This is a genomic window from Emcibacter sp. (genome assembly GCF_048269205.1).
In the GTDB taxonomy this organism is placed as follows: Bacteria; Pseudomonadota; Alphaproteobacteria; order Sphingomonadales; family Emcibacteraceae; genus Emcibacter.
Map to the genome: position 1 here is coordinate 1 of NZ_JBLXJC010000008.1, position 18220 is coordinate 18220.

An 18220-nucleotide genomic window follows, 5' to 3' on the forward strand; every position below is an offset into this window, starting at 1 on the left:
CCACCATCGACGATCCCGCCATCCTCGACGAAATCAAACACTATCTCAAACATGAGGGCTACCCGCAGTAGCAGAAACCGATCAACCTCTTTTCAATTTTCAACGGTCAGGGATGATGCAGTTATTCTGCAGCATCCCTGAATTGTTTTAAAAATAATTGCTTAACCTCTCTGGTTGGTTATCGTTATATAGGATGATCCAAACAATTTATGGTGTTAACCAGAGGGCTTATGACGTGAAGTTTGTGTATTGTGTCAGTCTTTTGTTGCTGACTTTTCCGGGATCTGTCGTCCATGCTTCGGAGGTAACAGTTGCGGTGGCGTCGAACTTTTCCGGTCCGATGAAGGAGATTGCCGCGGTATTTGAACAGGAAAGCGGCCATAAAGTGAAAATGTCTTTCGGCTCTTCCGGTAAAATCTATGCCCAGATCAGAAACGGCGCGCCTTTCGATCTATTCTTCTCAGCCGACCAAGCCAAGCCTGAGGCGCTTGAAAAGGACGGGCTGGCAGTTGCCGGCAGCCGCTTCACCTATGCCATAGGCACGCTGGCGCTTTGGTCGTCGGACGGCGAGCTTGTGGACGACCGGGGCGGGGTTCTGAAGCAGGGGAGATTCCGGAAGCTGGCGATTGCCAATCCAAAACTTGCCCCTTACGGCGTGGCGGCAATGGAAGTGATAAACGCGTTGGGGTTAAGCGATAATGTTGCGGGCATGTTGGTGCAGGGGGAGAATATTTCCCAGACCTTCCAGTTTGTCAGTACAGGCAATGCGGAAGTTGGTTTTGTGGCTCTGTCCCAGATCATGCAGAATGGCAGTTTGCGATCCGGGTCAATCTGGATTGTGCCGGGTGAGCTGTATCACCCCATCCGGCAGGATATGCTTTTGCTTAACCGTGGCGAGAGAAGCGAAGCCGCCAGGGGTCTCCTGGCCTTTATGCGTGGCGATCGGGCCAGAACCATTATTGAGTCTTTCGGTTATAAAATGCCGACGGGCGAATAGGAAAGGGAAGGTTATGGGGTTTTCGGATGCAGACCTTGCCGCCATATGGCTGACGGTCCGGATCGCGACGATGGTGACCATTCTGCTTTTGCTGATCGGGACACCCATTGCCTGGTGGCTGGCGCGGACAAAATCGGTGTTGAAGGGGCCGGTCGGCGCCGTTGTCGCGTTGCCTCTTGTTTTGCCACCGACGGTGCTGGGATTCTATCTGTTGCTGGCGATGGGCCCGAATGGTCCAGTAGGAGCAGTAACACAGGCGCTTGGTCTTGGCACCTTGCCATTCACCTTTTGGGGGCTGGTGGTGGCCTCAGTCTTCTACTCTCTGCCGTTTGTGGTTCAACCGCTGCAGAATAGTATGGAGGCCCTGGGTAAGCGGCCGCTGGAAGTGGCGGCAACGTTGGGGGCAGGGCCCTGGGACCGTTTTTTCAGTGTTGTTCTGCCGTTAACGAAACATGGGTTTTTTACCGCTGCCGTTCTCGGTTTTGCCCACACGGTTGGGGAATTCGGTGTTGTTCTGATGATCGGCGGCAATATTCCCGGCGAAACCCGGATGGTTTCCGTGCAGATTTATGATTATGTGGAGGCTCTGGAATATGCGAATGCTCACTGGCTATCAGGTGCGATGGTGCTGTTTTCCTTCGTCATCTTGCTTGTGCTCTACAGTTTTAATCGGGGACGCGGGTCCTTGTTCCGGATGTTGGGGGGAAATAAATGAGTGCGCCTCCCAACCTTAAAGCGGTTTTCAGACTGGAACGAAGTGTCGGCAAAACAAACTTCCATCTTGATGTGAACCTGCACATCCCGGGACGGGGGATTACGGTATTGTTCGGCCCGTCCGGGTCGGGAAAGACGACGCTGCTGCGGTGCATGGCCGGATTGGAAGAGGTCATGGAAGGCAGGATGACGCTTAATGATCAGGTCTGGCAGGGGGGCGATTTTTTCCTTCCGGTTCACATGAGGAAAGTCGGCTATATATTTCAGGAATCAAATCTTTTTACACATCTTACCGCCTGGAAGAATATTGATTACGCCCTTCGTCGCGCTGATGCCCCGGCTGAAGCTGAAGAGATTGAAAAGCTTCTGCAACTGCTTGGTATTTCCCATCTGATGGATCGCTATCCCGATGAACTGTCGGGCGGGGAAAAGCAACGGATTGCCATTGCCCGGGCGCTGCTGATCCGGCCCGACCTGCTGCTGATGGATGAGCCACTTGCGGCGCTGGACCAGGTCCGCAAGCAGGAAATCCTGCCCTATCTGGAGCGGTTGCGGGAGGAACTTAATCTGCCGGTGATCTATGTCACCCATTCTCTGGAGGAACTGACCCGTCTGGCAAATCATGTGGTGGTTATGGAAGATGGGAAAATAAAGGCGCAGGGAAATTTTCCGGCGGACCTGAAGGAGTTAGCTCTTGCGAGCGCGGAGACCTCCGCGCCAGCGGAAAGCGAGGCTGCTGTCATTGAGGGTAAGATCGCCGCGCGGGAGCCGGAATGGAATCTGATGACAGTCGCGTTCCCGGGCGGCGAGCTTCGTGTTCGGGAACGGGATGGGACTGATACGATCCGGCTTCGCGTTCTGGCGCGGGATGTCAGTATTGCACTGAGCGACCAACGGGACAGCAGTATTCTTAACCGGCTGCCGGCGGAGATTGCAGAAATTGCGGATGGTTCGGACCCGGCGCTGGCGATGGTTTATTTGAAGGTCGGCGAAACCATGTTGGTGGCCCGGCTGACGCGCCGTTCGGTTGCTGAATTGGGACTTGTACCGGGCATGAAGGTCTGGGCCCAGATAAAGTCTGTCGCGATCGTCCAATAGTCTCACGATATTGATTTTAAATGATATCGCCATCCGCCATCTCCCATAATAAACTGAGGGCGTTCTTAAGACCTATAACAGGTTGGCAAATTAACCGGAGGCCTACCCTTATTTAGCCTTATTGAGGAGGAATTGTCCGGGTGTCTTTAGGGATCAAATAGTAAAGTCCGTACATGATTTGGTTGACGTTTGTGCCGTCTTCGGAAAAAGGCAGGCCCAGGGCGTAGTACTGGAGGAAGGATTTTTCCGACCAGACAAGTTTTCCTGTGTAAAGATAAGGCATCTTGTTCTCCACCAGCCAGTCCCAGCGTTCAATCATTTCTTCGGTCCCGGGTACATCAACCAGATATTGTCCGGTGACATCTCTCGACATGGCTTTGGTCGTGGCTGTCCCTACAAGCCGGATGCGATATTTTTTCGGCGTTTCGTCGACGTCGGTCAGAAGAATATAGGGAAGTAATTGTGGTATATCCGCAGGATTAAAGTCAGCCCGGCGGGGCATGTTTCTATCTCCGCGGATTTTTTGCCAGTGAAGGAAAAGTTCCCTGAGTTCACTGTGAGGGATGTCATTGGCTTCGATGGGGTACTTAAACATAACTCATGCCGTTCCAGATACAATTATCCAGACTGTAATCGGCGGAGAATATTTTAGCAATTTTTATATACAAATATTAAAGGCCCGGTATCACAACATTCTGGACGATGCCAGTCCTGAACCTTCAGGAAACTGATAGACTACACCGTACATGATAATATTTACATGGCTGTCATTTTTGGAAACCGTAACAGGGGACTTGAGCATTACTCACTCATCCAGTTTTCAACACATAAACACCCAGACTATTCATTAGATTTATTAATTATTTATTTCTAATGTTACTTCTTTTATAGCCTGCAGGTTAACCGGCGATTTTTTTACACTAATTGTCATGATGGTTTTTCCGGCCCGGATTTTGGGCGCAGGAAAATCACGTAATACACAAGCCCCACCAGGACGCTGCCGCCGGCCAGATTGCCGAGAATCACCGGAACAAGATTGCCGAACAGTCCGGACCAGGAAACGGCGTCATATAAATGCGCATGGTCGCCAGACGCTTTCAAAAGCATGCCCATGGGAATCAAATACATATTGGCGATACTATGTTCGAAGCCAGCGGCTACAAAGGCTGAGATGGGAAAAACAATGGCGATGGCTTTGTCGGTTACGGTGCGTCCGGCGAGGGACATCCACACCGCCATACAAACCAGGATATTGCAGAGTACGCCCCGGAAAAATGCGGGCCAGAACGGCAGGGCGCATTTGGCCTGGGCTATTTCCAGATATTTCCGGGCGATTTCACCATCGTTCATGGCCGGATGTCCGGAATAAAAGACCAAAAGGGCCAGACCCGCCGCGCCGGCAAAATTGGCGAGACAGATCACGGTCCAGTTTTTCACGACATCAAGGCTGGAAACTTTTCCGTCAGCCCAGGCCATGGCCAGAAGATTGTTTCCTGTGAAAAGTTCGGCACCGGCGACGATAACCAGAATCAGACCGAGGGAAAATGCCAGACCACCCAGCGCCTGTCCCGCAGCAAAGCCGATGGAGGAATCCGACTTGATCAGCACAAAATATAGAGCACCAAGTCCGATGAAGGCACCGGCCAGAACACCCAGCATGGCAAGGGATAAAAGGGGTAGTTTTGTCTTGGCGACACCGACCTTTTCAACCCGGCTTGCGATTTCCCGAGGTGTATAGGCATCGAATCCGAAAATCTCGGAATCTGAAGATCTGGTCATTTAGTACTCCTCTGGAATGACTGTCAGCCTGATGGCAGACACAGTCCGATTTTACACGGTAAAGCCTTCGGCAAAAAGCTCTATCACGAAAATCTCTCGGAGGATGCCGGAGGATTTTGTCGCTTGATCGGAAAACGTGTCCTTTCGGACGAGGGATAGAAATAAATCATGCCCCACATAATAATATCGACTTTGTCACCCTTCTCGGAGAAGGGCAGGGCGAGTGAGAAATAGTCAAGATAGGATTTTTCCGACCAGGCAAGGTGATTTGCATAGATATAGGGCGTTTTATGTTCGACAATCCAGCTGTAGCGTTCCATGAGGATGGACATGGCTGGAATGTCGTTCACATATTTGCCGGTCAGGTCCACGCCCATGGCTTTCACGGTTTCCGTGCCTACCAGTCGTGTATGATAGCGGCCAGTATCATGCTCCACATCGACCATGGCCAGGTGTGGGAGAAGATGCGGGACATCTTCAGGGCGAAAGTCCTTTCTTGAAGGCATGGATTTTGTGCCCCTGATCCTGTCCCAATATATATACAGCTCTTTAAGGATATCTGGCTCTATATCCGAGAACTCAATGGGGGACTTGAACATGATCCCCGCCTCCGCAAAATAACTAAATTGTATATTTTATAACATCATAGTGGGGCATAACCTCTAATAAATGCTTAAACCTATTGCAATCCAGGTGCTCTTTCCGGCGGTGGCTATTGTCAGGGAGGGGTGAGGGAGGGAGCGATCTATTTGTTATTATACACGAAGTACATGCCGAGCATAATAATATCCACTTTATCGTTATCTTCCGAGAACGGCAGTCCGAGCGCATAGTAATTCAGGAACGGTTTTTCTGACCAGATCAATTCCCCAAAGTACAGATAGGGCGATTTGTGGTCAACGAGCCAGCTGTAGCGTTCAATTAGGGGAAACAGAGGTGGATGCTCGTCTAGATACCAGCCTGTCACATCCCGCCCCATGGCCTTGACGGTTTCAGTCCCGACCAGGCGGACACGGAAGCGCCGTGGATCATGTTCCACATCAATCAAGGCAACATGCGGCAGAAGCATGGTGATATCGGCTGGCCGAAAATCTTTTCGACATGGCATAAACTTGTCCCCTTTTATTTTTTGCCAGTGCAGAAAAATTTTTTTCAGGGGATCAGGTTCGATATCCGAAATGCCTTTGGGGATGGTGAATGTGATTGCGACCTCCAAAAGTAGAGTATTATTTTTCTATTTCTCCGATATGCAGTAGCTATAATAGCTTAAATATTGTTCTGTAACCAGATGCGAATACTTTAAGATGCTCTACCTGTGGTAAAGGGCTTATTGAGAGGGTTGCAATTTATGGTGTGCGAAATAGGGGGCGGCAGCTGACAACCTTTACAAAGGGCCGTGTGTCCGTTCCCTGGCAGGAATCCTATAGTCGGTTCCATACATGATAATATCGACCTTTGTTCCATCGTTTGAAAAGGGCAGGGCCAGGGTGCAATAGTCCATGTACGATTTATCCGACCAGACCAGTTTTCCGCTGTACAGGTAAGGAATTCCGTTATCTGCAATCCGGTCAAACCGCTCTTTTACGGCAGACAGCGGTGGCACCTCGTCGAGATATTTACCTGTGAAGTCATAACCCATGGCTTTTACCGTTTCGGTACCTACCAGCCGGGCGTAATAGCGATAGGGCATGCCTTTTACATCAAAAAGGGCGAGGTAGGGAAGGAGAGAGGGGACCTTTTCCGGGCGGAAGTCTTTCCGGCGCGGCATATCCTGATCTCCCCGGATTTTCTGCCAGTAGCGGTACAGGTCCTGCAGGTGCTCTACTTCGATATCTGAAAGCTTTACCGGGGATATAAACATGCTGTTTTCTTCTCCACACAAATACACCTGGAGGTCCTTTGAAAGACCAAAATTGTCCAGAATAAGATGATAGGGGTTTAAGGTTACAAAATACATAATATTCAATAAAACTTATGTATTGAATTTGGATAACGGGGAAATACGGAGCCGGTTCCTGTTGATTCAATCTAAAAAACGGTGCCGAAACTAATAAATTTTACAGCAAATATAAAACAGGTTATAACTCTCTCGCATTTGTTGGAGTGAAATTGCATGAACATCAAGTCCGGTCAGAGAGTCTTGTCCAAAAAGACGGCTGTAGACAGCATTTATGAAGTCCTGAAGGAGCGAATTATTGCGGGGCAGTATCCTGCTGAAACCCGTCTGCGTCAGGATGCGCTGGCCAAGGATCTGGGGACAAGCCGGATTCCGGTTCGTGAAGCCCTGTTTCTTCTGGAAGGGGACGGCCTTGTAGAATTCCAGCCCCATCGCGGGGCGGTGGTTAAACCGTTGAGCGTTGATGAAGTGCGTGAACTCTTCCGTCTCAGGTCCATGCTGGAATGCGATATGCTGGAACATGCCATTCCCAACATGACCGAAAAAGATATCGAGGATGCGGAGGATGCGCTTGCTGTTTATGACAAGTCTGTGGCTTCAGGTGTAAACACTGCCAGCTGGTCTGAATTGAACTGGAAATTTCACTGGACACTGTACAGTCCGGGCAATACGCCGATTACCATGGCGCTCTGCCGCTCCCTGCATGACAATACGGACCGTTATCAGCGTCTGCAGATATCCATGGAAGGACAGGCGGAAAAAGGGCGTGAGGAACACGCGGAAATTCTGCAGGCCTGCCGTGAGAGGGATACACATAAGGCAACCCAGCTGATGGCGGAACATATTCTGACCGTTGGCGATATTGTGACGGACTTTATTTCCGCCAACCAGGGAACTCCTTCCAAAGATTAAGCTCCTATCTTTTCAATTACCTTTTCAGCGATGGCCAGGGAACTGGTCAGCCCCGGAGATTCTATACCCATCAGGTTGGCAAAACCGTCGAGGCCATGTTCGTCCGGGCCCTGGATGACAAAGTCCTGGCTCGCGATCTCGGGCGGGACGATTTTCGGGCGGATGCCGCTGTAGGCCGGTTGCAGGCGGTTTTCGTCCAGTCCCGGCCAGTAGCGGTGGATGGCCTCGACAAACAGGGGCTTGCGGCTTTCATCAACCGTATAATTTTCCTGTTCCACCCACTGGATATCCGGGCCGAACTTGCCCTGGCCACCCAGATCGGGGGTCATGTGTGTCCCGAGACTGCCTTTTGTGGGAACCGGATAGATCAGGTGCCGGAAGGGCAGCTTGCCGGTGTAGGAAAAATAGTTCCCTTTGGCAAAATAAGTCCGCGGGATGGTGTCGGGGTTTAATTCTTTCAGGGTCGAAGCGAGCCCGGTGGCGCCAAGTCCGGCGGCATTGACCAGACAGCGGCAGTGAATTTCCGTTCTTTGGCCATCCCCATCTTCCCGGCTGACGATAAAGCCGCCACCGGTTCTGATGGCAAGCTCCGTCATTTCCGCTCCATAGGCGACCATGGCGCCGTGAGCTTCTGCATCTCCCAACAGGGACAGCATAAGTCCGTGGCTGTCCACAATGCCGCTTGAGGGAGAAAAAAGCGCTGTCAGCACATCCAGTTCCGGTTCAAGGTCGCGACATTCCTTCTTACTCAGCATTCGCAGGTCATGGACACCGCATTGTTCCGCATTGGCCTTGATGTCCTGTAGTTTCGTGATCTCTTCGTCTGTGGTGGCTACGACCAGCTTGCCCGGCATGCGGTAATCCACACCGAAGTCTTCACAAAACTGGCGCATCAACCTGTTGCCGCGTACACAGAGTTCTGCTTTCAGGCTTCCGGGCGGGTAATAGAGCCCGGCATGAATAACCTCGCTGTTGCGGGAACTGATTCCGGTGCCGAAGGTTTCGGCCTTTTCCAGAATATAGACTTCGTGACCGGCCCGGGCGAGAGCTCTGGCGCAGGCAAGTCCGACAACACCGGCGCCGATGACAACAGTATCTACCTCGAAAATTTCCATTTTAACCCTGTAAAGCCCCTTTCAGGATTATTGCCGCTGTGCTAGCGTCCCTGAAACAAAAACGGAGAATAAAATGAAAAGATATCTGTTCGGGATGATTATGTCACTGTCTTTGGTTGCCTGCGGTGCCGATGACAACAAGAAACAGGATGCTGTCGATGTTGATGCGTCCCGCCTTGTAGAAAACATCAGGGTTCTTGCTTCCGACGAGTTTGAGGGCCGGGCGCCTTCTTCGCCAGGCGAAGAGAAGACCATTAATTTTCTTAAAGAAAAATTCGAGGAAGCGGGCTGGAAACCGGGGAATGGCGAGAGCTATTTCCAGGCAATCGACATGGTGGAAATTACAGCCGCCCCCGATGCCGCGATGACTGTAGCCCATGCCGGCGGTGAAGAGAAACTGGCCTATGGTCCGGGATATATGGCCTGGACCAAACGTGTGGTCAATGCCGTGTCGGTCAAGAATTCCGAAATGGTTTTTGTCGGCTATGGTATTGTTGCGCCCGAATACGGCTGGAACGACTATGCGGGACTGGATGTTAAAGGGAAAACAGTGGTTATCCTGATTAATGATCCGGGATACGCCACACAAAATCCCGAGCTTTTTACCGGCAACGCCATGACCTATTACGGTCGCTGGACTTATAAATTTGAAGAAGCCGCGCGCCAGGGGGCGGATGCGGCCATTATTATCCATGAAACTGCGCCCGCGTCTTATCCCTGGGATGTGGTGCAGGGCAGCTGGTCCGGACCGCAATTCTCTCTGGCGTCAGAGGATGGCAATATGGACCGAGTGAAAATAGAAGGATGGGTGCCAGGCGCAACGGCGGAAAAAATCTTCACTGCAGCCGGGCTTGACTATGCGGCCCAGAAAGAAGCTGCCGCCACAGCCGGGTTCAAAGCTGTCCCTCTCAAGGCAAAAATGTCTCTGAGTCTCAATAATAAAATCCGCCATTCCAAATCCAACAATGTGGTGGCCGTACTGCCGGGTACAGAACGACCTGATGAATTTGTCATTCACATGGCGCACTGGGACCACCTCGGCAAGGATGAAAGCCTGGAAGGCGATCAGATTTACAATGGCGCCCTGGATAATGCAACCGGCACCGCCGGCCTGATCGAGCTTGCCCATGCCTATAAAAACGGAACCGTCAAACCGAAGCGGTCTGTCATGTTGATGGCGGTGACCGCGGAAGAGCAGGGATTGCTCGGGTCCCTTTATTACGGCGAGCATCCCATCGTGCCGCTGAACAAAACCGTGGCGGCCATCAATATGGACGTGCTCGGCCATCTGGGGGCGACCCGGGATGTGACCGTGATCGGGTATGGCAATTCCGAACTGGATGACTATGTGGAGGATGCGGTGAAAAAGGTCGGTCGTGTGGTGCGGCCGGACCCGACCCCGGAAAAGGGATATTATTACCGTTCCGACCATTTCAGCCTGGCCAAGGTTGGCGTCCCCGCGCTCTATATTGATGCAGGTGTGGACCATGTCGTGAATGGTGAAGAATGGTATCTGGAACAGGCTGCCAAATATACGGCCAATGACTATCACAAACCGTCCGATGAATATTCCGAGGACTGGGATATGTCCGGTGCGGTGGAGGACCTGACGCTGATTTACCGGATTGGCCTGCGTCTGGCCACGGAAAACAGATTTCCCAACTGGCGGGAAGGAACCGAATTCCGAGCCAAACGGGACAGCATGATGAAATAGTCATATGAAAATATATTGGACTTTTGAAAAGGCCGCTGTATATGCTCTGTTTGATGAAAACCTTGCGGATAATATACACGGCCTTTCTTTTGGCCCTGACCTTTGCGGTAGGAGTGCAACCGCTATATGCGGACAGTTGCAGCAGAATGTTGATATCGTCTCCCGCCTCGATGGACGATATCGATTGTCATGATCAAATGGATACAAATGCGCAGGGTTCGGCAGAAAAAAGTACCTGTACCTGTAAAGCCATGCTCTCCAGCTCGCTTGTGACCCTTTCACCGGATGCGGAAAAGCTGGAAATTCTGCCTGGTACCGCAGCTGTTTTCTATCCGTTTTACGGTGAGCCGAAGGAGTTCCTCTTTTCTCTTCAACCACCCCCTCCGAAGGACGTTGTCTGAAACCCATATTGTTCAGACAATTTATTCGGAGATTTAAGATGAAAATATTGAAAGCTGCGATTTTCGCGGTTCTGGCACTGTTTCCCGCTATGGGGCAGGCAGAAGTGCTGGAATATTTAATTGATATTACCACAAAAGAAGTAAATTTCACGGGCAGGGAGGTGACAGCCCTGACAGTTGGCGGTGGCATTCCCGGGCCGACCATTGAAGCGAAGGAAGGGGACATCCTGCGGGTGACGTTCCATAACCGGATGGATGTGGAAACCTCCATTCACTGGCATGGGGTATTGCTGCCCAATGACCAGGACGGGGTGCCGTACCTGACCACCCAGCCGATTGCCGCCAACAGCAGCTTTACCTATGAATATCCGGTGATCCACAGCGGAACCTACTGGTACCATTCCCATACCGGCCTGCAGGAACAGCGTGGCGTCTACGGGTCCATCATTTTCCATCCGAAAGAGGAAAAATATAAATATGACCATGATCTGGTGATGGTGTTGTCCGACTGGACCGACGAAAACCCGGATCAGGTGATGCGCAATCTGAAGCGGGACGGGGACTATTATGCCCTGAAAAAAGACAGTGTGCAGTCCTGGGACCGGGTGCTGGGCCATGGCTGGCAGGCGGTGAAAAATCGCCTGGATGGTTCCTGGAGCCGGATGGGCCCCATGGATATTTCCGATGTGGGCTATGACTTGTTCCTGATCAACGGCAAACCGGTTTCCGAACATTCCATCATGCCGGGGCAGAAAGTACGCCTCAGGATCATCAATGCGGCGGCATCAAGTTACTTCGACGTGGAGTATGCCGGCGGTCCCATGACGGTCATCGCCGCCGACGGTGTTGATGTCAAACCCTTTAAGGTCCAGCGCCTGAAAACCGCCATTGCGGAAACCTGGGATGTGATTGTCGAAATCCCGGACCACAGGGCTTATGAATTCCGGGCCACATCCGAGGACGGTACTGGTTATGCCTCAGCCTTCCTTGGTCACGGGCAACGGGTGACAGCCCCTGATGTTCCGGTGATCAATCCCTATGTCATGTCCCATGATGACCATGGCGGCATGGATCATGGTACTATGAACCAAAGCGCAATGGGACAGGATAAGATGGGCCATAGTTCAATGGACCACAGCCAAATGAATCATGGGGAAATGGATCATAGCCAGATGGGGCATGAAACCATGCAGCATGATGAACCTGCCGGGCCTGTTGTGTCCTATATGACTGATTACAATTCTCTGGAAGGTATTGAAGACACCAGTCTGAAAAACTCAGGCCCCTTGCGGGAAGTGAACCTGTCACTGACAGGCAATATGGAGGACTATGTCTGGTCCTTTAACAACAAGGTGCTTTCGGCAGCGGACCAGATCCTGATCCGCAAGGGGGAGAGGGTGCGTTTTATCCTGAAAAACGAGACCATGATGCATCACCCTGTCCACCTTCATGGTCATTTCTTCCGGGTCCTGAACGGCAAGGGCGACTTAAGCCCGATGAAACATACGGTCAATGTGCCGCCTATGGGCACGGTGATTATCGAATTTGACGCCAATGAGGAAAAGGACTGGTTCTTCCATTGTCACAATCTCTATCACATGAAATCAGGCATGTCCCGGGTGGTCAGCTATGAGGACAGCAGCCAGATGACGGAAGATATCTTACGCAGGATTTCCGGCGATCGTCACTGGTACAGCTTTGCCGATATTTCCGCGCAGAGCCATGTGGCGACTGGCAAGGTCTGGACCCGGGACAGTTATAATATGTTTTCTGCCATGGTTGAAGCAGACTATGACGGTGCCTACGAAGGGGAGGTGGCCTATACCCGGACCATTGACCGGTTCCTGAAGCTTTATGCGGGCGGCTGGTTCGAGCGTGAACGGGAAGAAGGACGCTGGCACGACCGCAATGTGGCCATGATCGGCGCGCGCTATGTGCTGCCGCTCCTGATCGAGGCGGATCTCCGGGTGGATACGAAAGGCCATGTCCGTTTCGGCCTGGAAAGTGAGCTCCAGCTCACGCCAAGGCTTGCCTTTGAATGGTCCTGGGATACGGACAATGAATGGGAAACCGTGCTGGAATATGAAGTCAACAAACATATATCCCTGGTCGGTGGACATATGTCCCGCTTTGGTACCGGCGGTGGGGTTATGGTCAAATTCTAGCTGTGACTAGCGGGCGCAGTTCTGGCACTGGGGAACAGACGGATCCAGTGCCAGCCTGTCCGTCTCGATTTCGTCGCCACAGGAAATACAAAACCCAAATTCATCTTCCTCAATCCTGTCCATGGCGGACTTTATCCGGTGTATTTCCTGGAGACGGCGGCGTTCCACCTCTTTGGACATGGCCTGGGCCTGCAGGGCGTCCATGCGGGATAGACGACCAACCTTGCTCTGGTCAAGTTCGACCGGCGCCTTGTTTTCTGCTGATAGCAGGACGAGCTCCTCAAGATTTTCTAGCATCTCGAGCAGTTTTTCACGATAGCGTTCAATGTTCATCAGGTGTCGCCGGAAAATATGGTTGTCTGTTTATTCCCGTAATTCCAATAAAGTTTAGCTTATTGTCATGTTGTTTGTAACCTATTAATAATCTATCTGTAATATTGAGTGGTGTTGGCTGTCCGGTTATAAAGCATATAAGAATAAAACCGGGGATAGTAGGAACAGGCTATAGGAATGGCTTCTGAAGTAAGACATATATTTTTCGAGGAGTCCGAACTTGTACGGGCTCTGATGAAATATTCACTGGTCAAGAAAAGACCTATCGCGTTCAACGATATCAAAGGTGTTATTGTTAATAACGCCGGATCCGTGTCCGCTACCATGATGGTCAAGAAAATCAGTAACGAACCGCCGGTCAAGATTGACTTTCCCACACCGGAACTGGCGGCAGCCCTTGTGTTGTTCTGTAATGAAACCGGTATCGACCTGCCGCGCAAGGGGGTGAAGACCCTGAATGCAGATGAAGACCAGGTTTATATGACGGTCATTGTGAATGAGAAAACCATGATCGGTGGTGAAAAAATGGCCCGGCTGACCCGGAAGTACACCAAGCTCGGTTAGGGCGGGGCAGATCAGAGCCTTAACGATTTATCCGATTTTCCTGAATTTCAGAAAGTTCCCTTGCGCCCGTAGTGAAACGCGGGGCAAACACTCGCTGTACGGCTATTATTCGAAGGCGTGAAATGCACCTATTGACTGTGCATGTATATACCATCTATATATATAGGTGTTAAATACTTGTAATTACATGCTTATATGCACATAAACGCAGATAATAAACAGCCGGTCCGGATCATTTGTGGCGGACCGATAAAAAATAAAAAAGTCAGGCAGAGAATACGAGTAGATGGCTTCAGAGGTGCGACATATATTCTTTGAGGAACATGAACTGATCAGGGCATTAATGAAATATTCCCTGATCAAGCGCACTCCTATTGAATTCAAGCAAATCAAGAGTGTCATCATAAATAATACAGGTACTGTTTCCGCCACAATGATGGTGAAAAAAGTCAGCAATGAATTGCCTGTGAAGATTGACTACACCACTGCCGAGCTTGCGGCGGCCCTGGTTCTTTTCTGTACGGACACGGGGATTATTCTGCCGCGACGAGCATCAAAAATTCTCAATGTGGATGAAGACCTGCTTCATATGACGCTGATCGTCAAGGACAAAAGAGAATATGGCGACGCAAAAATTGAACGGCTGATAAAAAAGTACTCTCGCGGTGGAGGGGTCAAAGTCTAGGGTTTTTAGTATCCTGTTGTCTGCCGGAAAAGGCAGCTGGGCGGTATGCCATGGTAAATTCACAATATGCAGAAGCGGCCACCGGCCGCTTTTATTTTATTCAGGCCATTCCATATTTTAGCAATTGCCGTTACTCTTCGGCGGAACGAAGCGGACCGGCAAGGCGGGAAAAGTTTATGGTGTACAGGAAACCAGGAAGCTGGAAATTGATTGCGTTATGTTTTCTGTTTCAGATTCTGGGTATGTCTGGTGTTCTGGCAGATATCGAGACCTTGCTGATTGTGCCCGACAGGCCGGTGGCAAGCGGGGAGATAATATCCGTAACGCTGATTGTGATGAACGATTCTGTGGACCGGCTGGAAGTTCCTGTTGACGGGTACAAGGATGTTTTTCTGGAATATGGTCTTGAACGGTTGCCGGGACGCATCGAGCTTCGTGAACCCGCTGTTGCCGCGTCCGCCAGTATTCCGCCCGGCGGTTTTAAAAAACTTGAATATTTCCTGATGATTCCCGACGGCATTCGTCCCGGACCCCTGAAGATCATTGCCGCCGAAGGAGACTTGCAAAGCGCCTTTATGATGGTGGGGAATGAAGGATCGGGCCGGAGAACGGTAAATGATCATGTGGTGCGCGATGAGGCGGAAAAGGACTATGTAGTTCTCGGGCCGAAGGACATTGAAGAACTGCAGGTGGAAAAGGGTTTGTTCTTTGACAATCTCTCTCCTTATGATCCGGCATATTTCCTGCTTGGCGGAGATGACTTTAACGCAAAGTTTCAGATCAGCTTTAAATACAGGATTTTCGGGTCTGACCGAAATGAGGCGCCGATTGACAGGTCCTGGGTTGAAGGATTGCATTTTTCCTACACGCAGTTGAACTTCTGGGATCTTGCGGCAGCGTCAAAGCCTTTTGCGGATACAAATTTCAAGCCGGAGTTTTTCTATCTCTGGGAAGACGTTGGCGACGGGATATTGTCGGACAACAGTCATTTGGACCTCCAGTTCGGTTTTTTGCATGAATCGAACGGCAGGGGCGGCGAGGAATCCCGAAGCCTCAATGCGCTTTATGTGAAGCCGACTGTGACCTTTGACTTTGACAGCGGTTACAGCCTGTCCCTGACCGGAGGCTTCCAGACCTATATCGGGGACCTGTCGGATAATCCGGACATTATCGACTATCGCGGGCACTCAAGCTTTGTCGCCAAATTCGGGAAACTGGATGATTTCCAGATTGCCGCGGCTTTGCGGGGCAATCTGGGTACGGGCAAGGGGCTTTTGACACTGGATTTCACCTATCCGCTGAACAAACTGTTCATCAATCATCCGGACCTCTATATTCAGACCCAACTGGTAACAGGATATGGTGAAAAAATGCTGTCCTATGATCGCAATGAAACCAGGGTGCGGATTGGAATCGGCATTACCCGGTAGCAGCCTCTAACCTTACCGGATGCTGGGCTGGTTTGTAGATATGCAGACAGCAGAATATGATGGAGACATCCCTGTCATTTTCTGAAAAGGGCAGGACAAGGGAGGAATACTCCCGCCTGTTCGATGACGACCATATAAATTCGCCGCTGGTAACATAGGGTTTCCTGTTTTCCAGCAACCAGTCGAAGCGTTCGATGATACTATCTGCATCTTCCAGGCTGGTGGCGGATTTGCCGGTATGATCGTTGCCTGTCATTTCTGTGATATGCGTACCAATTAGCCGGACCTTGTAGTCCCGCGGTTTGTCCAGAACATCAACCAGCATTAGATTCCCCAATGCTTCCGGAACATGCAGGGGATTGAAGTCCTTGCGTGCCGGCATGTTTCTGTCGCTCCTGATTTCCTGCCAGTACCTGTATATGTCATGCTGGTACTCGCTAGTCAGGTTGTCGGTTGTAAAGTCAGTAATGAATTTACTCACTGTATCCCCTTCGAATAAAAAACAACTTGTTCTCTCTGGCGATTTTCAGAGAGAATGGTTTTTATATATAGCCAGAAGTATGTTTCCCGACTCTCCCCCGGAGAGCTTTTTCCGGATTTCAGAACAGAAATTCTTTGCTCAAATCATTAACAAAAAGTTAATGGTTTGCCGTGAAATCGAATTTTATTAAGAATATGTTAAGAATCAAGCGATTACGCCGCAGATTAAATCTGCGGTGAATTTTCCGGCAATCTATTCAGGAGTGGTGCCCCCACACGGACTCGAACCGCGGACCTACTGATTACAAATCAGTTGCTCTACCAACTGAGCTATAGGGGCTCTCTTTTCGAAAGTAGGCGCAACCTAGTGCGGCTTAGTTTTAAAATCAAGCGAAATTTTTATGCGGCAGCCTTTTTTGCCACCGGGGTTTTAGTCACGGGAAAATTCATAGAGTGCCACGGCGGCGGCGTTGGAGACATTGAGGCTCTCCACCCGCTCACTGATGGGCAGCTTGACCAGCGCATCGCAATGGTCCCGGGTGCCTTTTCTCAGGCCCTTACCCTCGGCGCCGAGGACCAGCACGATATTGTCCCCGAAATTGGTTTCATGGACCATCTGTTCCGCATAGCCGTCAAGGCCCAGGCGCCAGTAGCCCAGTTCCGCCAGTTCGTCCAAAGCGCGGGACAGGTTTGTGACCCGGACCCAGGGGATCAGTTCCAGGCAGCCGGAGGCGGATTTGGCAAGGGTGCCTGATTCCGGCGGGGCATTGCGATCCGTTGTCACAATGGCCTTCGCCCCGAAGGCGGCAGCGGACCGGATTATGGCGCCCACATTATGGGGGTCCGTCACCTGGTCCAGCACCAGGATGAGGTTTTTCTGCCCTTCTTCTTTAGCGCAGCTTTTATCAAGATGGCGGCCGGGCAGGGGGGCGCACTTCAGCGCGATGCCCTGATGCAGGCTGCCCTCGGGCAGAATTTTTTCCAGTTCTTCCGGAGTGACAAGTTCGGGCTGCAGGGAAGACCGGTCATTCAGCAGGTCGGCAAGTTCCTCGCGATACTGATCCGCGTTTTTACGGGATACAAGAAGTCGTTGTTTCTGGCGGTCCCGGTTGCCAAGGGCCGCCATCACCGGATGGCGTCCAAAAAGCCATAGCCCGCCGCCGCCGGAGACAGGGGGCCTGTCGCGGCTTTGAAGCGGCTTTCCGGTATGCGGCTTTTGTGACTGTGGGCCACCGTGCCGTTTTTTCTGGGATCGTGTTTTCTTGTTCATTTGGAAAGCTATAGGGCAGGAAAGGCGGGAGGGCAACAGCTTTGAATGCTTCCCGGGGGCCGGATGGCATTTTATATGCTTTGCGAAAAAAAAACAGCTTCTAAAGATTTCTGTGAAAATAACGTTGACATCGCGCGAGAAATGTCCATATTGCGGCTTCACAGCTGCCCTTTCGGGGGCGGTTAGATCCACTCTATGGAGGGGTGGCTGAGCGGTCAAAAGCAGCGGACTGTAAATCCGCCGACATTGTCTACGCAGGTTCGAATCCTGCCCCCTCCACCATTTCCCCAACCCGGTTGAAGCGGGGAATATGGTCTGGATTGGGCGGGTGTAGCTTAGTGGTAAAGCCCCAGCCTTCCAAGCTGGTTACGAGGGTTCGATTCCCTTCACCCGCTCCAGACAAACCGGGAAAAAGGCATCAGTTGATGCATCTGTTAAATGGGGTAAATGCGGCGCGACGCCCATTTGCTGGCTTGAATTGTAAAGAGCTCCTGCGGGTGATGCCGGGCGCTGAAATTTAGGTGGTTTAGAAATGTCAAAAGAGAAGTTTGAACGCACGAAGCCGCACTGCAATATCGGCACGATTGGTCACGTTGACCATGGTAAGACGACGCTGACGGCTGCGATTACGAAGGTTCTGGCCGATGCCGGTCACGGTAGCGCTGT

20 protein-coding genes and 3 tRNA genes are annotated in these 18220 nt (G+C 51.2%); 13 read left to right on the forward strand and 10 right to left on the reverse strand.

The window, feature by feature from the left end; all coding sequences use genetic code 11:
• Nucleotides 1–235: 235 nt before the first annotated feature.
• Genes modA through modC form a run of 3 tightly spaced genes read left to right on the forward strand, consistent with a single transcriptional unit; the run spans nucleotide 236 to nucleotide 2809 of the window.
• The gene (gene modA, locus ACN0YD_RS14955) at nucleotides 236–997 is read left to right on the forward strand and encodes a molybdate ABC transporter substrate-binding protein (RefSeq protein WP_417321182.1); all 762 of its coding nucleotides are present in this window, start codon (nucleotides 236–238) and stop codon (nucleotides 995–997) included.
• A gap of 13 nt (nucleotides 998–1010) precedes the next feature.
• Nucleotides 1011–1712 (forward strand): molybdate ABC transporter permease subunit, encoded by a 702-nt coding sequence (modB, locus tag ACN0YD_RS14960; protein ID WP_417321184.1) that lies wholly within the window; start codon nucleotides 1011–1013, stop codon nucleotides 1710–1712.
• Nucleotides 1709–2809 (forward strand): molybdenum ABC transporter ATP-binding protein, encoded by a 1101-nt coding sequence (gene modC, locus ACN0YD_RS14965; protein WP_417321186.1) that lies wholly within the window; start codon nucleotides 1709–1711, stop codon nucleotides 2807–2809. Before modB ends, modC begins: the two co-directional genes overlap by 4 nt.
• A 118-nt stretch (nucleotides 2810–2927) precedes the next feature.
• Here the strand turns inward: modC and ACN0YD_RS14970 are convergent, their stop codons facing one another.
• The 5 genes from ACN0YD_RS14970 to ACN0YD_RS14990 form a co-directional block, all read right to left on the reverse strand.
• Nucleotides 2928–3404: a PAS domain-containing protein gene (locus ACN0YD_RS14970; protein WP_417321188.1), complete on the reverse strand. Its 477-nt coding sequence runs from the start codon at nucleotides 3402–3404 to the stop codon at nucleotides 2928–2930.
• Nucleotides 3405–3736: 332 nt separating this feature from the next.
• Entirely contained in the window at nucleotides 3737–4588 is an 852-nt protein-coding gene (locus tag ACN0YD_RS14975) for a formate/nitrite transporter family protein (protein ID WP_417321190.1), read from the reverse strand.
• An 83-nt stretch (nucleotides 4589–4671) separates the two neighbouring features.
• Complete coding sequence (locus tag ACN0YD_RS14980) at nucleotides 4672–5187, reverse strand: PAS domain-containing protein (RefSeq protein ID WP_417321192.1); 516 nt, start codon at nucleotides 5185–5187, stop codon at nucleotides 4672–4674.
• Between the two features lie 146 nt (nucleotides 5188–5333).
• On the reverse strand, nucleotides 5334–5804 hold the full coding sequence (locus ACN0YD_RS14985; RefSeq protein ID WP_417321194.1) for a PAS domain-containing protein: 471 nt from the start codon (nucleotides 5802–5804) through the stop codon (nucleotides 5334–5336).
• A gap of 168 nt (nucleotides 5805–5972) precedes the next feature.
• Nucleotides 5973–6449 carry a PAS domain-containing protein gene (locus ACN0YD_RS14990; RefSeq protein ID WP_417321196.1) on the reverse strand — a complete coding sequence of 159 codons (477 nt, stop codon included), beginning with the start codon at nucleotides 6447–6449 and terminating at the stop codon, nucleotides 5973–5975.
• 252 nt (nucleotides 6450–6701) lie between these two features.
• Between ACN0YD_RS14990 and ACN0YD_RS14995 the strand changes: the two genes are divergently transcribed.
• Nucleotides 6702–7397: a GntR family transcriptional regulator gene (locus tag ACN0YD_RS14995; protein ID WP_417321198.1), complete on the forward strand. Its 696-nt coding sequence runs from the start codon at nucleotides 6702–6704 to the stop codon at nucleotides 7395–7397.
• On the opposite strand, the gene ACN0YD_RS15000 is transcribed toward ACN0YD_RS14995, so the two are convergent.
• The gene (locus ACN0YD_RS15000; RefSeq protein WP_417321200.1) at nucleotides 7394–8512 is read right to left on the reverse strand and encodes an NAD(P)/FAD-dependent oxidoreductase; all 1119 of its coding nucleotides are present in this window, start codon (nucleotides 8510–8512) and stop codon (nucleotides 7394–7396) included. The genes ACN0YD_RS14995 and ACN0YD_RS15000 overlap by 4 nt on opposite strands.
• A gap of 73 nt (nucleotides 8513–8585) precedes the next feature.
• Between ACN0YD_RS15000 and ACN0YD_RS15005 the strand changes: the two genes are divergently transcribed.
• From ACN0YD_RS15005 to ACN0YD_RS15015, 3 genes are all read left to right on the forward strand, one after another.
• Entirely contained in the window at nucleotides 8586–10226 is a 1641-nt protein-coding gene (locus ACN0YD_RS15005) for a M28 family metallopeptidase (RefSeq protein WP_417321202.1), read from the forward strand.
• Between the two features lie 146 nt (nucleotides 10227–10372).
• Nucleotides 10373–10627, forward strand: a complete 255-nt coding sequence (locus ACN0YD_RS15010) for a hypothetical protein (protein WP_417321204.1) — start codon at nucleotides 10373–10375, stop codon at nucleotides 10625–10627.
• Between the two features lie 38 nt (nucleotides 10628–10665).
• A complete protein-coding gene (locus tag ACN0YD_RS15015; RefSeq protein WP_417321206.1) occupies nucleotides 10666–12792 on the forward strand; it encodes a multicopper oxidase domain-containing protein in 2127 nt (708 codons plus the stop codon).
• A gap of 6 nt (nucleotides 12793–12798) precedes the next feature.
• Here the strand turns inward: ACN0YD_RS15015 and ACN0YD_RS15020 are convergent, their stop codons facing one another.
• A complete protein-coding gene (locus ACN0YD_RS15020) occupies nucleotides 12799–13125 on the reverse strand; it encodes a TraR/DksA family transcriptional regulator (RefSeq protein ID WP_417321208.1) in 327 nt (108 codons plus the stop codon).
• A 177-nt stretch (nucleotides 13126–13302) separates the two neighbouring features.
• Between ACN0YD_RS15020 and ACN0YD_RS15025 the strand changes: the two genes are divergently transcribed.
• From ACN0YD_RS15025 to ACN0YD_RS15035, 3 genes are all read left to right on the forward strand, one after another.
• On the forward strand, nucleotides 13303–13689 hold the full coding sequence (locus tag ACN0YD_RS15025; RefSeq protein WP_417321210.1) for a hypothetical protein: 387 nt from the start codon (nucleotides 13303–13305) through the stop codon (nucleotides 13687–13689).
• 286 nt (nucleotides 13690–13975) lie between these two features.
• On the forward strand, nucleotides 13976–14374 hold the full coding sequence (locus tag ACN0YD_RS15030) for a hypothetical protein (protein WP_417321212.1): 399 nt from the start codon (nucleotides 13976–13978) through the stop codon (nucleotides 14372–14374).
• A 242-nt stretch (nucleotides 14375–14616) separates the two neighbouring features.
• Nucleotides 14617–15804 carry a phospholipase A gene (locus ACN0YD_RS15035; RefSeq protein ID WP_417321213.1) on the forward strand — a complete coding sequence of 396 codons (1188 nt, stop codon included), beginning with the start codon at nucleotides 14617–14619 and terminating at the stop codon, nucleotides 15802–15804.
• Here ACN0YD_RS15035 and ACN0YD_RS15040 read toward each other — a convergent pair.
• The 3 genes from ACN0YD_RS15040 to rlmB form a co-directional block, all read right to left on the reverse strand.
• Nucleotides 15794–16285 (reverse strand): PAS domain-containing protein, encoded by a 492-nt coding sequence (locus tag ACN0YD_RS15040; RefSeq protein WP_417321215.1) that lies wholly within the window; start codon nucleotides 16283–16285, stop codon nucleotides 15794–15796. The genes ACN0YD_RS15035 and ACN0YD_RS15040 overlap by 11 nt on opposite strands.
• A gap of 263 nt (nucleotides 16286–16548) precedes the next feature.
• Nucleotides 16549–16624: transfer RNA gene (locus ACN0YD_RS15045), tRNA-Thr, on the reverse strand.
• Between the two features lie 90 nt (nucleotides 16625–16714).
• Nucleotides 16715–17554 (reverse strand): 23S rRNA (guanosine(2251)-2'-O)-methyltransferase RlmB, encoded by an 840-nt coding sequence (gene rlmB, locus ACN0YD_RS15050; RefSeq protein ID WP_417321217.1) that lies wholly within the window; start codon nucleotides 17552–17554, stop codon nucleotides 16715–16717.
• 197 nt (nucleotides 17555–17751) lie between these two features.
• Here rlmB and ACN0YD_RS15055 point away from each other — a divergent pair.
• From ACN0YD_RS15055 to ACN0YD_RS15065, 3 genes are all read left to right on the forward strand, one after another.
• Nucleotides 17752–17836: transfer RNA gene (locus ACN0YD_RS15055), tRNA-Tyr, on the forward strand.
• Between the two features lie 42 nt (nucleotides 17837–17878).
• Nucleotides 17879–17952, forward strand: a tRNA-Gly gene (locus tag ACN0YD_RS15060).
• A gap of 134 nt (nucleotides 17953–18086) precedes the next feature.
• The coding region (locus ACN0YD_RS15065) for a GTP-binding protein (RefSeq protein ID WP_417321219.1) at nucleotides 18087–18220 on the forward strand (134 nt) is incomplete at its 3' end.

Bases quoted from the DNA above. Each gene is read 5' to 3' on its own strand.
- modB (WP_417321184.1), top strand. From the start codon at position 1,011: ATGGGGTTTTCGGATGCAGACCTTGCCGCCATATGGCTGACGGTCCGG.
- modC (WP_417321186.1), top strand. From the start codon at position 1,709: ATGAGTGCGCCTCCCAACCTTAAAGCGGTTTTCAGACTGGAACGAAGT.
- ACN0YD_RS14970 (WP_417321188.1), bottom strand. From the start codon at position 3,404: ATGTTTAAGTACCCCATCGAAGCCAATGACATCCCTCACAGTGAACTC.
- ACN0YD_RS14975 (WP_417321190.1), bottom strand. From the start codon at position 4,588: ATGACCAGATCTTCAGATTCCGAGATTTTCGGATTCGATGCCTATACA.
- ACN0YD_RS14980 (WP_417321192.1), bottom strand. From the start codon at position 5,187: ATGTTCAAGTCCCCCATTGAGTTCTCGGATATAGAGCCAGATATCCTT.
- ACN0YD_RS14990 (WP_417321196.1), bottom strand. From the start codon at position 6,449: ATGTTTATATCCCCGGTAAAGCTTTCAGATATCGAAGTAGAGCACCTG.
- ACN0YD_RS14995 (WP_417321198.1), top strand. From the start codon at position 6,702: ATGAACATCAAGTCCGGTCAGAGAGTCTTGTCCAAAAAGACGGCTGTA.
- ACN0YD_RS15000 (WP_417321200.1), bottom strand. From the start codon at position 8,512: ATGGAAATTTTCGAGGTAGATACTGTTGTCATCGGCGCCGGTGTTGTC.
- ACN0YD_RS15005 (WP_417321202.1), top strand. From the start codon at position 8,586: ATGAAAAGATATCTGTTCGGGATGATTATGTCACTGTCTTTGGTTGCC.
- ACN0YD_RS15010 (WP_417321204.1), top strand. From the start codon at position 10,373: ATGTTGATATCGTCTCCCGCCTCGATGGACGATATCGATTGTCATGAT.
- ACN0YD_RS15015 (WP_417321206.1), top strand. From the start codon at position 10,666: ATGAAAATATTGAAAGCTGCGATTTTCGCGGTTCTGGCACTGTTTCCC.
- ACN0YD_RS15020 (WP_417321208.1), bottom strand. From the start codon at position 13,125: ATGAACATTGAACGCTATCGTGAAAAACTGCTCGAGATGCTAGAAAAT.
- ACN0YD_RS15025 (WP_417321210.1), top strand. From the start codon at position 13,303: ATGGCTTCTGAAGTAAGACATATATTTTTCGAGGAGTCCGAACTTGTA.
- ACN0YD_RS15030 (WP_417321212.1), top strand. From the start codon at position 13,976: ATGGCTTCAGAGGTGCGACATATATTCTTTGAGGAACATGAACTGATC.
- ACN0YD_RS15035 (WP_417321213.1), top strand. From the start codon at position 14,617: ATGTCTGGTGTTCTGGCAGATATCGAGACCTTGCTGATTGTGCCCGAC.
- rlmB (WP_417321217.1), bottom strand. From the start codon at position 17,554: ATGAACAAGAAAACACGATCCCAGAAAAAACGGCACGGTGGCCCACAG.